The sequence below is a fragment of the Paenibacillus sp. FSL R5-0517 genome (assembly GCF_037974355.1).
GTDB lineage: Bacteria > Bacillota > Bacilli > Paenibacillales > Paenibacillaceae > Paenibacillus.
Genome location: NZ_CP150235.1, coordinates 4,800,712 through 4,814,512, shown reverse-complemented (window position 1 = coordinate 4,814,512; position 13,801 = coordinate 4,800,712). Strand labels below are relative to the sequence as shown.

General features: G+C 47.7%; 11 protein-coding genes. All 11 read left to right on the top strand.

Annotated features, from left to right (window positions below; all coding sequences use genetic code 11):
- Positions 1-52 precede the first annotated feature (52 nt).
- The gene (locus tag MKX40_RS21425; protein ID WP_339235926.1) at positions 53-1,540 is read left to right on the top strand and encodes a UDP-N-acetylmuramoyl-L-alanyl-D-glutamate--2,6-diaminopimelate ligase; all 1,488 of its coding nucleotides are present in this window, start codon (positions 53-55) and stop codon (positions 1,538-1,540) included.
- Positions 1,540-2,952 (top strand): UDP-N-acetylmuramoyl-tripeptide--D-alanyl-D-alanine ligase, encoded by a 1,413-nt coding sequence (gene murF, locus MKX40_RS21420; protein ID WP_339243147.1) that lies wholly within the window; start codon positions 1,540-1,542, stop codon positions 2,950-2,952. The genes MKX40_RS21425 and murF overlap by 1 nt, the downstream gene beginning before the upstream one ends.
- Before the next feature lie 12 nt (positions 2,953-2,964).
- Positions 2,965-3,933 carry a phospho-N-acetylmuramoyl-pentapeptide-transferase gene (gene mraY / locus MKX40_RS21415; RefSeq protein ID WP_047843751.1) on the top strand — a complete coding sequence of 323 codons (969 nt, stop codon included), beginning with the start codon at positions 2,965-2,967 and terminating at the stop codon, positions 3,931-3,933.
- A gap of 3 nt (positions 3,934-3,936) precedes the next feature.
- Entirely contained in the window at positions 3,937-5,358 is a 1,422-nt protein-coding gene (gene murD, locus MKX40_RS21410) for a UDP-N-acetylmuramoyl-L-alanine--D-glutamate ligase (RefSeq protein ID WP_339235924.1), read from the top strand.
- Positions 5,359-5,406: 48 nt separating this feature from the next.
- Positions 5,407-6,504 carry a stage V sporulation protein E gene (gene spoVE / locus MKX40_RS21405; protein WP_339235921.1) on the top strand — a complete coding sequence of 366 codons (1,098 nt, stop codon included), beginning with the start codon at positions 5,407-5,409 and terminating at the stop codon, positions 6,502-6,504.
- A gap of 7 nt (positions 6,505-6,511) precedes the next feature.
- Positions 6,512-7,621 carry an undecaprenyldiphospho-muramoylpentapeptide beta-N-acetylglucosaminyltransferase gene (gene murG, locus MKX40_RS21400; RefSeq protein ID WP_339235919.1) on the top strand — a complete coding sequence of 370 codons (1,110 nt, stop codon included), beginning with the start codon at positions 6,512-6,514 and terminating at the stop codon, positions 7,619-7,621.
- 150 nt (positions 7,622-7,771) lie between these two features.
- Positions 7,772-8,677, top strand: coding sequence for a UDP-N-acetylmuramate dehydrogenase (gene murB, locus MKX40_RS21395; protein ID WP_253439319.1), 906 nt, complete (start codon positions 7,772-7,774; stop codon positions 8,675-8,677).
- Between the two features lie 17 nt (positions 8,678-8,694).
- Positions 8,695-9,978: a UDP-N-acetylglucosamine 1-carboxyvinyltransferase gene (murA, locus tag MKX40_RS21390; RefSeq protein ID WP_339235916.1), complete on the top strand. Its 1,284-nt coding sequence runs from the start codon at positions 8,695-8,697 to the stop codon at positions 9,976-9,978.
- A gap of 58 nt (positions 9,979-10,036) precedes the next feature.
- Entirely contained in the window at positions 10,037-10,804 is a 768-nt protein-coding gene (locus tag MKX40_RS21385; protein WP_339235914.1) for an FtsQ-type POTRA domain-containing protein, read from the top strand.
- A gap of 294 nt (positions 10,805-11,098) precedes the next feature.
- Complete coding sequence (gene ftsA / locus MKX40_RS21380) at positions 11,099-12,385, top strand: cell division protein FtsA (RefSeq protein WP_339235912.1); 1,287 nt, start codon at positions 11,099-11,101, stop codon at positions 12,383-12,385.
- A gap of 150 nt (positions 12,386-12,535) precedes the next feature.
- A complete protein-coding gene (ftsZ, locus tag MKX40_RS21375; protein ID WP_253439311.1) occupies positions 12,536-13,651 on the top strand; it encodes a cell division protein FtsZ in 1,116 nt (371 codons plus the stop codon).
- Positions 13,652-13,801 lie beyond the last annotated feature (150 nt).

Sequence of the window (13,801 nt, the reverse complement as noted above, 5' to 3'; positions counted from 1 at the left end):
ATACAGACATATGCTAAAACAGAAGTATAATTGGAAAAGTGAGGTTATTCATGTGCTTTTAAAACAATTTGCATCGATGCTGACCACCGCCCGCCTCGTGGGCGAACCAAATACAGAATGCCAAAACCTTCAGACAGATTCCCGGCAGGTAAAACCGGGTGATCTGTTTATCTGTCTTCCGGGACATACGGTAGATGGTCATGATTATGCAGAAAAAGCGGTTAATTCCGGTGCAGTCGCATTGGTGGTTGAACGGCAACTGGATCTGCCTGTACCACAATTGCTTGTGAAGGATAGCCGGTTTGCAATGGCTGTTCTGGCAGATTTCTTTTTTGACTCGCCAAGCCAGAAGATGAATATGATTGGTGTTACGGGAACGAACGGAAAAACAACAACCACGTATTTGATTGAAAAAATCATGAGTGATTATGGACGCAAGACAGGATTGATCGGTACCATTCAAATGCGGTATGACGGTCGGACCTACCCGATGTCAGGAACGACACCAGAAGCGCTTGATCTGCAGCGCAGTCTGCATGATATGGTTCAGAAGGGTACGGACTGCTGTGTCATGGAAGTTTCTTCTCACGCATTGGAACAAGGACGAGTAAAGGGAACCAACTTCCGTACTGCGGTATTCACTAACCTGACGCAGGATCATCTGGACTACCACCATTCCATGGAGGAATACCGTGGGGCGAAAGGATTGTTCTTTGCACGGCTGGGTAACGGCTATACGCAAGATGCTTCGCAGCGTAAGTTCGCGGTCATCAATGCAGATGATGCAGCTGCGAATTATTTCATCTCTGTGACGGCTGCTGAAGTGATTACATATGGCATGGGTGAAGAGGCCGATGTACGTGCATCCCAAATCTCAATCACTTCTCAAGGAACTTCTTTCCACGTGGATACATTTTCGGGCAGCACGGATATTCGCTTGCGCATGGTAGGGAAATTCAATGTGTACAATGCCATGGCAGCAATCTCTGCAGCACTGGTGGAAGGTATTCCACTGGAAGAGATCAAGCGCAGTCTGGAGACGGTTCCAGGCGTGGATGGACGTGTTGAAGGAGTGGACGAAGGACAGCCATTTGCTGTTATTGTCGATTATGCCCATACACCGGATGGACTGGAGAATGTGTTACGGACGGTGAAGGAGTTTGCCGAAGGACGTGTAATCTGCGTGTTTGGCTGTGGTGGTGACAGGGACCGTACCAAACGCCCTCTCATGGGGAAAATTGCTGCGAAGTATAGTGATTATGTGTTGGTTACTTCCGATAATCCACGGACAGAAGATCCGGATCTGATTCTCAAAGACATTGAACAGGGCCTGATTGAAGAATCTGTTCCTGCTGAACGTTATACGATGATTGTGGATCGGCGCCAGGCGATTCATGAAGCTATTGAAATGGCAAGCCCAGCCGATGTAGTATTGATTGCGGGCAAGGGTCATGAGACCTATCAGATTATCGGCACAACCAAAACCGATTTTGATGACCGAATCATAGCCAAAGAAGCGATAAGGGGCAAATCCAATTGATAAAAAGAACATTGGCACAATTGGCCGAGATGTGTGGAGGAACATTAAGTGACGCTGCTGCTCATGGCCATGTAACGGTTGAAGGGGTGTTTACCGATTCGCGTAAACCCTTGGAAGGCAGTTTGTTTATCCCGCTAGTGGGTGAAAGGTTTGACGGACATGAGTTTGTGCAAGATTGTTTAGAGAAGGGTGCCGCAGGGGCGATCTGGCAAAAGGATCATGGTATTCCACCACAAGGAGCTGTCATTGTGGTGGATGACACACTTGTCGCACTGCAAGCACTCGCATCGGCTTATCTAACGGAGAATAAAGCAGCTGTTGTTGGCATTACAGGCAGCAACGGCAAGACAACAACGAAGGACATCGTGGATGCGATTCTCTCAACTACATTCAAAGTGCATAAGACACAAGGCAACTTCAATAATCACATTGGTCTACCACTGACCGTATTAAGTATGGCCCCGGATACGGAGATTATCATTTTGGAAATGGGTATGAGTGGTCGCGGGGAAATTAACGATCTGTCGGTTATTGCTCAGCCTGATGTAGCGATCATTACCAATATTGGTGAATCTCATCTGCTTCAGCTGGGGTCCAGACTGGAGATTGCCAGAGCCAAAGCTGAGATTGCCGCGGGACTGAAGCCTGGCGGATTACTGATCTACAACGGAGACGAGCCTTTAATTGCACAAGTTCTTGAAGAGCCCGCAACGAAACAACCCGATGGTTTGCAGCGGTTTACATTTGGTCTGCAAACCGATAATGATGATTATCCTACCGGACTTATGAATGCGCAGAGCGGAGTCGTTTTCACCACCAAACAGTCTGGAGAACATGCATTTACGCTCCCTCTTCTGGGAACGCATAATGTCGTTAACTGTCTGGCTGCTTTGGCTGTAGCCCGTCATTTTGGAGTGACAACGGAGCAGATTTCCGCTGGGTTGTCTCGCTTGAAATTGACAGGCATGCGTATTGAGGTTACTCAAGGTGTTAGTGGTCTAACTCTGCTGAATGATGCATACAATGCAAGTCCTACCTCCATGAAGGCCGCAATCGATGTACTAGAAGGTCTGAAAGGATACCGCATGAAAGTGGCTGTGCTTGGTGATATGCTTGAACTTGGTCCTCAGGAGCAGGACCTTCATTTTGGAATTGGAGCGTATATTACATCTGCCAAAATGGACATGGTGCTCGTATACGGCCCGCTATCAGCGCATATTGCCGAAGGAGCAAGAAAGCATATGCCGGCAGAGGCTGTGCATGCTTTTATAGATAAAGAAGAAATGACCCGTTATCTACTGGAGAAACTTCATCCCAGAGACGTTGTCTTGTTCAAAGCCTCAAGGGGCATGAAGCTGGAGGACGTGGTCGAAGCACTACAAATGGCAACATTACAGAATCGAGTAGACTAGAGGGGTGAACCCATGGATTTTCAGGTATTACTGTTAACAATCGGCGTTTCATTTATTCTGGCGGTGATTGCCGCACCGCTCCTGATTCCGCTGTTACGACGCATGAAATTCGGACAGCAAGTTAGGGAAGATGGGCCTCAGAGCCATTTGAAAAAAAGCGGAACACCTACAATGGGTGGAGTCGTCATTTTAGTTGCGTTCACATTGGCCTTTTTGAAATTTTCGGCTGTCAAGAATACAGACTTTTATGTCTTGCTTGTGGCTACGCTGGGATTCGGGTTGATTGGCTTCCTGGATGATTACATCAAAATTGTGTTCAAACGTTCCCTGGGACTGACGGCCAGACAAAAAATGCTGGGCCAGTTGTTCTTCAGTGCAGTGATGTGTTTCTTGCTGATTCAGAATGGACACAGTACAGCCATTTCTATTCCGGGTACGTCGTTCTCGTTTGACTGGACTGGATGGTTCTATTATCCGTTTGTCGTATTCATGATGCTTGCCATTACCAATGCGGTTAACTTTACCGATGGTCTGGATGGGTTGCTGTCAGGGGTAAGTGCGATTGCCTTTGGCGCATTTGCCATTGTGGCGATGCAAGCCACGTCGATGCCGGCGGCAGTGTGTGCAGCAGCGATGATCGGAGCCGTGCTCGGTTTCCTGGTATACAATGCACATCCAGCCAAAGTGTTTATGGGCGATACAGGTTCTCTGGGCATTGGCGGTGCCATAGGTGCGGTAGCGATAGTAACTAAAACAGAGCTTTTATTTGTCATCATTGGCGGTATTTTTGTCATCGAGATCCTGTCTGTTATTATTCAAGTGGTATCATTCAAGACTCGTGGCAAACGTGTATTCAAAATGAGCCCCATTCATCATCACTTTGAATTAAGTGGTTGGTCGGAATGGCGGGTTGTTATTACCTTCTGGGCGGTAGGCGCAATTTTGGCCGCTCTTGGACTTTATCTCAACAAGGGGTTGTAGATCATGAACCATCCTGAATCATATCGCGGACAACAAGTAGTCGTGCTCGGATTGGCCAAAAGCGGCGTACAGGTCGCCAAAGTGCTAGATCGCGCCGGAGCGAAAGTTACAGTTAATGACAAAAAAGAGAGAGATCAATGTCCCGAAGCTTCCGAATTGGAGGCTTTGGGAATTTCTGTTGTATGCGGAGGACATCCGGACGATCTGATTCACAGTGATGTGAAGCTGGTCGTCAAAAATCCGGGTATCCCATACCGTGCAGCTCCTGTGCAGCAAGCTTTGGCATTGGGCATTGAAGTGGTGACCGAAGTCGAGGTTGCTTATCATCTATGTGCTGCACCCATGATCGGGATTACGGGCTCCAACGGCAAGACCACAACAACCACTTGGGTGGGCAAAATGCTGGAACATGCCGGTCTCAAGCCAATTGTTGCCGGTAATATTGGGACACCTCTCTCTGAAGCGGCAGAGCAAGCTTCTCCAGATGACTGGATGGTTGTCGAACTGAGCAGTTTCCAGCTCAAAGGAACGGTTGATTTCCGTCCTCGTATTGCGTGCTTGCTTAACGTTACAGAGACGCATCTGGACTATCATGGGGATCTGGATGATTATGTGGCCTCCAAAGCCAAACTGTTCGCCAATCAGCAGCCTGACGACGTAGCCATTCTGAATTGGGATGATGCGGTATGTCGTGGTCTGGTTCCTTACATCAAAAGCAGATTGCTTCCCTTCTCTATGATTGAGAAATTGGATACAGGTGTGTATGCAGATCCTCCTTATGTGGATGGAGAAGAGGATGATGTGAAGCGCCAGATTATCTACGCGGATGAAAACGGAGATCAGCACATGATCATTGATATTGAGAACATTGGCATCGCTGGACGATTTAATGTGGAAAATGCAATGGCTGCTGTGGCTATTGCCGTAGCTGCAGGAGCTGATCCAGCGATACTGGCTGCGCCGCTTGCAGACTTCAAGGCGGTTGAGCACCGACTTGAATATGTACTAGATCATAATGGCGCTGCGTATTACAACAATTCCAAAGCGACCAATTCGAAGGCTACGGTCATGGCTCTGAACTCGTTTAAGGAGCCGGTTGTATTAATTGCTGGAGGGTTGGATCGCGGGTCAGACATGATGGAGTTGTTACCCTTGTTCCAGGAACGGGTAAAAGCTGTCGTTGCGCTTGGAGAAACACGGATGAAAATTGCCAAAGTCGCGGAACTTGCCGGATTAAAGCAAATTAAGGTCGTCGATAATGAAGAGGACGCTGCCCGGACGTTAACTGTTGCTGTGCAGGAAGCTTCGAAGCTTGCCAGTGAGGGTGATGTCGTTTTGTTATCTCCGGCATGTGCAAGTTGGGACATGTTTGCTTCCTATGAAGAGCGGGGACGCATTTTTAAAGAGGCGGCGCATAACTTGTAAGTAGGGGGGTGGAAAAGCCCCTACTTCCATGCAAGGGGTGGCCTCCTGATGAAACAGACGCGACCGGCACCAGATATTTGGTTGCTGATTAGTATTTTGGCATTGCTTGCCATCGGCATCGTAATGGTATACAGTGCGGGCTCGGTGCTTGCCTTTCATGACTATGGCGATTCTTTCTATTTTGTTAAAAGACAGGCCCTATTTGCGGTGCTTGGGCTTATGGCCATGTTCGTCACCGCTAACGTAGACTACCGGGTGTGGAGGAAATATGCCAAGCCGATATTGATTGCCTGTTTTATTATGCTCATTGCGGTGCTCATTCCTGGGATCGGTGTGGTTCGCGGCGGTGCACGAAGTTGGTTAGGCATAGGCTCGTTCGGTATCCAGCCTTCAGAATTCATGAAGCTGGGCATGATTCTGTTTCTCGCTCACTGGCTGAGCAAGGAACCGGGCAAAATCAAGACCTTCACAACGGGGCTTCTGCCACCGCTGGGATTGATCGGTTTGGCTTTTGGAATTATTATGCTGCAACCTGATTTGGGGACTGGCACCGTGATGATGGGCGCATCGATGCTTATTATTTTTACAGCCGGAGCGCGAATGAAACATCTGAGCTTGCTTGCTCTTGGCGGCGTAGCGGGGTTTGCAGCTTTGATTGCAGCAGCACCCTATCGGTTGCAGCGTATCACAGCGTTTTTGGACCCGTGGTCCGATCCGTTGGGTGCCGGATATCAGATCATTCAATCCTTATACGCGATTGGTCCTGGTGGACTGGCGGGATTGGGACTGGGTATGAGCCGGCAGAAGTACAGTTATGTACCTGAACCGCAAACGGACTTTATTTTTAGTATTTTGGCCGAAGAACTCGGCTTTATCGGTGGAATGATTGTATTATTGTTGTTTCTGGTGCTGGTGTGGAGAGGAATGCGTGTAGCCATGACCGTTCCGGATGCCTTCGGCAGTCTGCTGGGTGTGGGTATCGTAGGTATGGTAGCCGTACAGGTTATTATTAACATTGGTGTTGTCATTGGCATGATGCCTGTAACGGGCATTACCTTGCCTTTGATCAGCTACGGCGGATCATCATTGACCCTCATGCTCACAGCACTAGGCATTTTAGTGAATTTATCCCGTTATGCGAGGTGACTATGCGATGCGAGTCGTTCTAAGCGGTGGCGGTACGGGTGGACATATCTATCCGGCCGTTGCCATAGCAAGACAATGCGAGGCGGAGAACCCGGACTCGACATTTCTATACATTGGAGGAACCAGAGGGTTGGAAAGCAAGCTGGTTCCCCAGGAAAATATCCCTTTTAAATCCATTGATATTACCGGCTTTCGACGGAAACTGTCCATCGACAACCTGAAAACGGTCATGCGTTTCATTCAAGGTGTACGCAAGTCCAAAAAAATGCTGAAGGAATTCAAACCGGATGTTGTGATAGGTACAGGTGGATATGTGTGTGGACCTGTGGTATATGCAGCAACAAAACTGGGAATTCCGAGTATAATTCATGAACAGAACGCCATCCCGGGTCTGACGAACAAATTTTTGATGCGGTATGTGGACACGGTTGCAGTTAGCTTTGAAGGTTCTGAAAAATCGTTTTCCGGCGCGAAAAAGGTGATCTACACCGGTAATCCACGGGCGACTACGGTAGCCCAGGCTAGCCGTGATCGTGGTTTTGCCACGTTAGGTGTACCGATGAACAGCCGTGTTGTTCTTGTGGTTGGTGGCAGTCGAGGGGCAAAAGCAATCAATCAGGCCATGGTGGACATGGCGCCAATGCTGGAACAACTGGACGATGTACATGTGGTTTATGTGACAGGGGATACCTATTTTGATGAAACGCGTGAAGCCATTCGCAGCTCATTGGGTACAATGCCAAACCATCTGCATGTCTTGCCTTACGTGCATAATATGCCTGAGGTGCTTGCCTGTACATCCTTGATTGTAAACCGCGCAGGTGCATCATTCCTTGCGGAGATTACGTCACTGGGCATTCCTTCCATTCTGATTCCGTCACCTAACGTGACTAACAATCATCAGGAAGCCAATGCACGTACGCTTGAAGGTGGGGGCGCATCACTCACGATGCTGGAGAAGGATCTTACAGGCCAAGTCCTGTATGAAGCCATCGCCAAAATTATGAATGATGAATTGGGACGAAAACGAATGGCTGAGGCCTCCCGGAAATTGGGTAAACCCGATGCTGCTGAAGTGCTTGTTCATGAAATTCAGCGTCTTGCTGCACGCCGGTAAAGTGCGTTTGTGGGCGATTGTCACACACAAGACGGGGCTGACATAAGATACCGTATAAATCGTGACCATCGTTCCATGGCGCCAGAGCACGTTCTTTAGCAACAACAGAATACCGTGCTCATCGGTTTGGAAGCAAAGGAGGAAGCAAACATGCACCAGTGGATGTCGTTACTATCCCAGAATAATGTTGGCAGAGTTCTTGAAAACGAATCGCTAGCCAAATACACCACATGGAAGATCGGCGGTCCTGCGGATGCACTGGTCATTCCCGAGAATAAAGAGCAGATGATGAATCTCGTTCAATTGCTTCACAAGTTTCAGATTCCGTGGATGCAACTTGGACGGGGCTCAAACATGCTGGTGTCAGACAAAGGAATACGTGGTGTTGTTGTGAAACCAGGCGATGGCTTTGATTATGCCGAATTTCACGAAGGTGGTGTAACTGCCGGAGCAGCACATTCTTTTGTTAAACTCAGTGTGGTTGCTGCCAAAAAGGAATGGACCGGTCTGGAATTCGGCAGCGGTATCCCCGGCACTGTCGGTGGAGCCGTATACATGAATGCAGGTGCTCATGGATCGGATGTGTCACGGATATTCAAATTCGCTGAGATTGTACTGGAGACAGGGGAATTGGTACGTTACAGCAAGGAGGACATGGATTTTGCTTACCGCCACTCTGTTCTGCATGATCGGAGAGGCATCGTGCTGGAAGCTACATTTGAACTCCAGCATGGAGAACGCAAAGTCATTTCGGAAACCATGGCAGCTTACAAAGATCGCCGACGACGCACACAGCCACTGCAGATGGCATGTGCAGGCAGTGTATTCCGAAATCCACCGGGTGACCATGCAGCCCGTCTGATTGAAGCAGCAGGGCTCAAAGGCATGAATCAGGGAGGCGCACAGGTATCCACCATGCATGCCAATTTCATTGTCAATACAGGCCAAGCAACAGCAGAGGACGTTATCACCCTAATGCAGCAGATTCAGAGCACTATATCATCTCAAAACGGTATTAACCTGGTACCGGAAGTCTTCGTAGTGGGTGAACGGTAAACCCCGGAGGTGATACATTGGACAAATTGGTGATTGAAGGCGGGAAACCCCTCTCAGGATCCATACGCATCCATGGAGCAAAAAATGCCGCTTTACCGATTATGGCCGCAAGTTTGTTGGCAGATGGAGAAGTTACACTGCATAACGTTCCACACTTGCTGGACATTGAAGTGATGCTGTATATCCTGGAACGGCTTGGATGCACGTGTCGGCATGAACAGGGAACAGTGACCATTAATACCTCGCAGATTCGGTCATATGATGTGCCAGAAGATCTAATGAAGCAGATGCGCTCTTCCATTTTTTTGATGGGACCATTGCTGGCTAAGTTTGGGCATGTGTCAGTGTATCAGCCAGGAGGCTGTGCCATCGGAGAACGCAAAATTGATCTTCACCTCCGGGGCCTGGAAGCGCTCGGAGCTTTAATTGAAGAGCAGGACCAACAGATTATCTGCCATGGCCGCAATCTGGTGGGTACAGATATTCTTTTGGATTTCCCGAGTGTGGGAGCAACCGAGAATATCATGATGGCAGCCGTTCTGGCTAAAGGGACGACAACCATTTGCAACGCGGCAAGAGAACCTGAAATACAGGATCTGCAAAACTTTCTGAATGCTATGGGTGCAAGTATCATTGGTGCAGGAACGGATACGATTACGATCAATGGCGTTGAGAAACTGAAGCCTTGTTCCTATGAGATTATACCGGATCGAATCGTTGCCGGAACTGTGATGATTGCAGCAGCAGCAACACGTGGCAATGTTACGCTTACACACTGCAATCCTGCTCATCTTACTTCACTTATACATGTATTGAAGCGCACTGGTGTTCAAATCACAGTCTGCAATGATATAATGACGGTGAGCTGTATGAGCCGTCCCAAATCAGTAGACCGTATTGTGACTTCTCCGTATCCTTCATTTCCGACAGATTTGCAATCGCAAATCATGGTGCTGCTCAGTCTGGCAGACGGATTCAGTGTGATGAAGGAAACGGTATTCGAGGGCCGGTTCAAACATGTGGATGAACTGAATGTGATGGGGGCTGATATTTCAGTCGATCTGAACGCAGCATTTATCCGTGGTGTTCCCCGTCTGTACGGGGCTACAGTAGAAGCAACCGATCTTCGTGCAGGTGCAGCTCTGGTCATTGCTGGTCTGGCTGCTCAAGGCAAAACGGTTGTGGAGCAAGTGCATCATATTGACCGGGGCTACGATCAGATCGAGAAGTTATTCCAAAGTCTTGGAGCATCGGTTGAGCGACAGTCACCCGTTTCAAAACAGTTGGATTTTGCCAATTAACGTCCTTGGAGTCCCCTTCTTGAAGGGAGGGGACCTGAGGCTTTGTGGAGCGCTACTTATGCCTAAAAGTCAAATTCCGGTTCTGAAGAAGAATCGGCCAAAAGGAAACACAAGCCGTAGAATTGTAATTATTCTCTTATTACTATTTATTGTATTGCTCGCTGTATTATTCTTTCGTTCTTCCATGAGTCGGATTTCGGCAATAGAAATTACGGGTAATGTATATACAGCGACTTCAGAGCTACTGGAGAAAAGTGGTCTGAAAGAAGGCGATCAATTTTTTGGGACAAGTACTGCCGAGGTGATTGAGCGTCTCAAGACCAACAAGGCCATTTCAACTGTTACCGTGGACAAGCAATTTCCGGGTATTATCCATATCAAGGTTCAGGAATATGACACCGTTGCGTATGAGCTTGGTTCTGACGGTACACTTAAAGCGATTTTGGCCAGTGGGACAAGCTTGACGGTTCCGGCTACAATTGGTGTTGCTGTGGAGAAGCCCATATTGACTCAATGGAAGGCTGATGATCCACTCAAAGCCAAACTGAGTCAGACACTGGCTAAAATCCCGAATGAATTGACGACGGATATTTCGGAAATTATTCCGAACCCAACGCCTTCATTTCCGGATCAGATTCGGATGTATACCAAATCACAGTTTGAAGTGATTACGACCGTCTCTCTTTTATCGGATAAAGTGGAATATCTAAATCAGGTGATAGAGACCGAACGGCCTGGGAAAATCACCATGCTTGAGGCAGATACCTATGTCCCGTTCATCCCGGATGACCCGGAAGATGATGCTGAGCCAGGAGCAAGCCCTTGACCTTTGCCATGATGAGGCTGTACTGAATATGAAAGCCTAGGCTGGTCGGGGGTTGGGCCCCGTCAGAGCAATGAAACTTGTTCTTTCTGAGATGAAGAAAAAATGATACACTTGAACTTATGGCACATGAGTTGCCTCCTTCTTTTTTCTTCAAGGTTTTATGTCTCGCAACCAGATTTTGACACCCAAAAACATTGTAGAAAAAAGAGGGAAAGCCTGAAGTGTGTTGAATATGTTTTAAGAGTGTTTAAATTCGAACGTAATTTACTATTGGAGTCAGGAGGTGCCACAGACTTGAGCAACAATGACATCATTGTTAGTTTGGACATCGGTACATCCAAAATTCGCGCTATTATTGGGGAAATGAATAATGGAACCTTTAATATTATAGGAGTTGGATCTGCCGACTCGGAGGGAATTCGCAAAGGTGTAATCGTAGATATCGATCAGACGGTGCAGTCGATCCGCAACGCAGTGGATCATGCAGAACGTATGGTGGGTATTCAAATATCCGAAGTGTATGTTGGAATCTCGGGAAATCATATCGGACTGATGAGCAGTCACGGTGTCGTGGCTGTTTCTAACGAGGATCGTGAAATCGGAGAAGAAGACATGGAACGGGTGTTGAAAGCAGCCGAAGTAATTGCAGTTCCGCCGGAACGGGAAATTATTGATGTTGTCGCCAAGCAATATGTTGTAGATGGCTTGGAGGGCATACAGGACCCCCGTGGAATGATTGGTGTTCGTCTGGAAGTTGAAGCAACGATCATTACGGGTGCAAAAACCGCGATACATAATCTTTTGCGCTGCGTGGAAAAAGCGGGTCTGAAAGTAAGCGATCTGGTTCTCATGTCGCTCGGAGCGGGTCAACTGGCTTTGTCCAAAGATGAAAAAACGATGGGTTCAGTGCTTGTGGATATTGGAGCAGGCGCAACAACCATCGCCATTTTTGAAGAAGACAGTCTTGTTGCAACATCAACATTGCCTATTGGTGGGGAATTCGTAACGAATGATATCGCCTATGGCTTACGCACGTTGACGGATCAGGCGGAGAAGGTGAAATTGAAATACGGATGCGCCTGGTTGGATGATGCTGCTGCGGATGTGATGTTCAAAGTAACCCGAATCGGCAGTAATGTAGACAAGGAATTTTCACAGGAGGATCTGGCGGCTATTATTGAACCTAGGGTTCAGGAAATATTCCAGATGATCTCTCAAGAAGTGAAGCGTCTTGGTTACAATGAGCTTCCTGGAGGTTATATACTAACGGGAGGTACGGTCTCTATGCCTGGGGTTCTGCAGGTCGCTCAGCATGAGCTTGCGGCTTCAGTACGAGTTGCAGTTCCGGATTACATTGGTGTGCGTGACCCTGGCTACACAAGCGGAGTCGGCATATTGCACAGTGTAATTCGCAGTTTGCGCATTCGTCCCTCGATCAATAACGGCGGTGGAAATAACAACAATAATAATAATAATAATAAGAAACCGACCAACCGTCCGAAGCCAAATACGGCACAGGAATCGGAGCAAAAACCTGGTCTGTTCGAACGGCTGAAGAATATGTTCAGTGAATTTATATAACAGGTTGGATCCATTTCATACATTCTTGAAGCCGTCTGAATGCGCTGGTACTAACATAAACGCTTTCGTTCGTCGATATATGAAATTGATTCGGTTCAAAGCAAAAATTGGACGGGCCATCCATGCACATTGAGGGGGAGATGGAATAATATGTTGGAATTTGATTTCGAGATGGAGAGCTTGGCTCAAATTAAAGTCATCGGTGTAGGCGGCGGCGGAAGCAATGCAGTCAACCGTATGATTGAAAATGGTGTACAAGGTGTTGAATTTATTACGGTGAACACGGATGCTCAGGCATTACACCTGGCGAAATCCGAGCATAAATTGCAAATCGGTGATAAATTGACTCGTGGTCTTGGCGCTGGCGCCAACCCGGATGTAGGTAAAAAAGCAGCGGAAGAGTCCCGCGATCTGATCATGAACACGTTGAAAGGTGCAGACATGGTATTTGTTACAGCCGGTATGGGCGGTGGTACAGGTACAGGTGCGGCTCCGGTTATTGCTGAAATCGCTAAAGAGTGCGGTGCACTTACAGTGGGTGTCGTAACTCGCCCATTTACATTTGAAGGACGTAAACGTTCCAGCCATGCAGAGCAAGGTATTGAAGCTCTCAAGGAAAAAGTGGACACGCTGATCGTTATTCCGAATGATCGGTTGCTCGAAATTGTAGACAAAAAGACACCGATGCTTGAAGCATTCCGTCAAGCGGATAATGTACTTCGTCAAGCGGTACAAGGTATCTCGGATTTGATCGCTGTACCGGGTCTAATCAACCTTGACTTTGCTGACGTCAAAACGATTATGCATGAACGTGGATCTGCTCTTATGGGGATTGGTGAATCAACAGGTGAGAATCGTGCGGCAGAAGCAGCACGCAAAGCCATTATGAGTCCTTTGCTTGAAACATCCATTGAAGGTGCTCGCGGCGTAATTATGAACATTACGGGTGGCGTTAATCTGTCCCTGTATGAAGTGAACGAAGCGGCAGAGATCGTAACTTCTGCTTCCGATCCGGAAGTAAACATGATCTTTGGTGCCATCATCGATGAAGACTTGAAAGAGGAGATCAAGGTTACAGTTATCGCAACTGGTTTCGAAGACAAACCTGCTCCACCTCCACAAGGACGTAAGCCAGCTCCGGCAACAACGGAGACAACCGATACACGTTCGCCGAATCTGCGTCCGTTCGGAAATCAGCCGAGCAATGATCAGCTGGATATTCCGACATTTTTACGCAATCGTTCACGCAATAATAATAACGATTAATACCCAAATCAAATTATGGATAACCCGGTACTCCTTATGGAGCGACCGGGTTTTTCTGTTTTTTTAAATATCATAGCATACAGCATTGAACAAATTCTGAACAAAAGGGCTGAGCAATTCCGACAAAAAAAGTTGGAAACACACCCCCAT

What these genes read in the sequence shown, in the direction of transcription:
- murB (WP_253439319.1), top strand. Translation starts at nt 7,772, where the DNA reads ATGCACCAGTGGATGTCGTTACTATCCCAGAATAATGTTGGCAGAGTT.
- murD (WP_339235924.1), top strand. Translation starts at nt 3,937, where the DNA reads ATGAACCATCCTGAATCATATCGCGGACAACAAGTAGTCGTGCTCGGA.
- murG (WP_339235919.1), top strand. Translation starts at nt 6,512, where the DNA reads ATGCGAGTCGTTCTAAGCGGTGGCGGTACGGGTGGACATATCTATCCG.
- spoVE (WP_339235921.1), top strand. Translation starts at nt 5,407, where the DNA reads ATGAAACAGACGCGACCGGCACCAGATATTTGGTTGCTGATTAGTATT.
- MKX40_RS21385 (WP_339235914.1), top strand. Translation starts at nt 10,037, where the DNA reads ATGCCTAAAAGTCAAATTCCGGTTCTGAAGAAGAATCGGCCAAAAGGA.
- mraY (WP_047843751.1), top strand. Translation starts at nt 2,965, where the DNA reads ATGGATTTTCAGGTATTACTGTTAACAATCGGCGTTTCATTTATTCTG.
- ftsZ (WP_253439311.1), top strand. Translation starts at nt 12,536, where the DNA reads ATGTTGGAATTTGATTTCGAGATGGAGAGCTTGGCTCAAATTAAAGTC.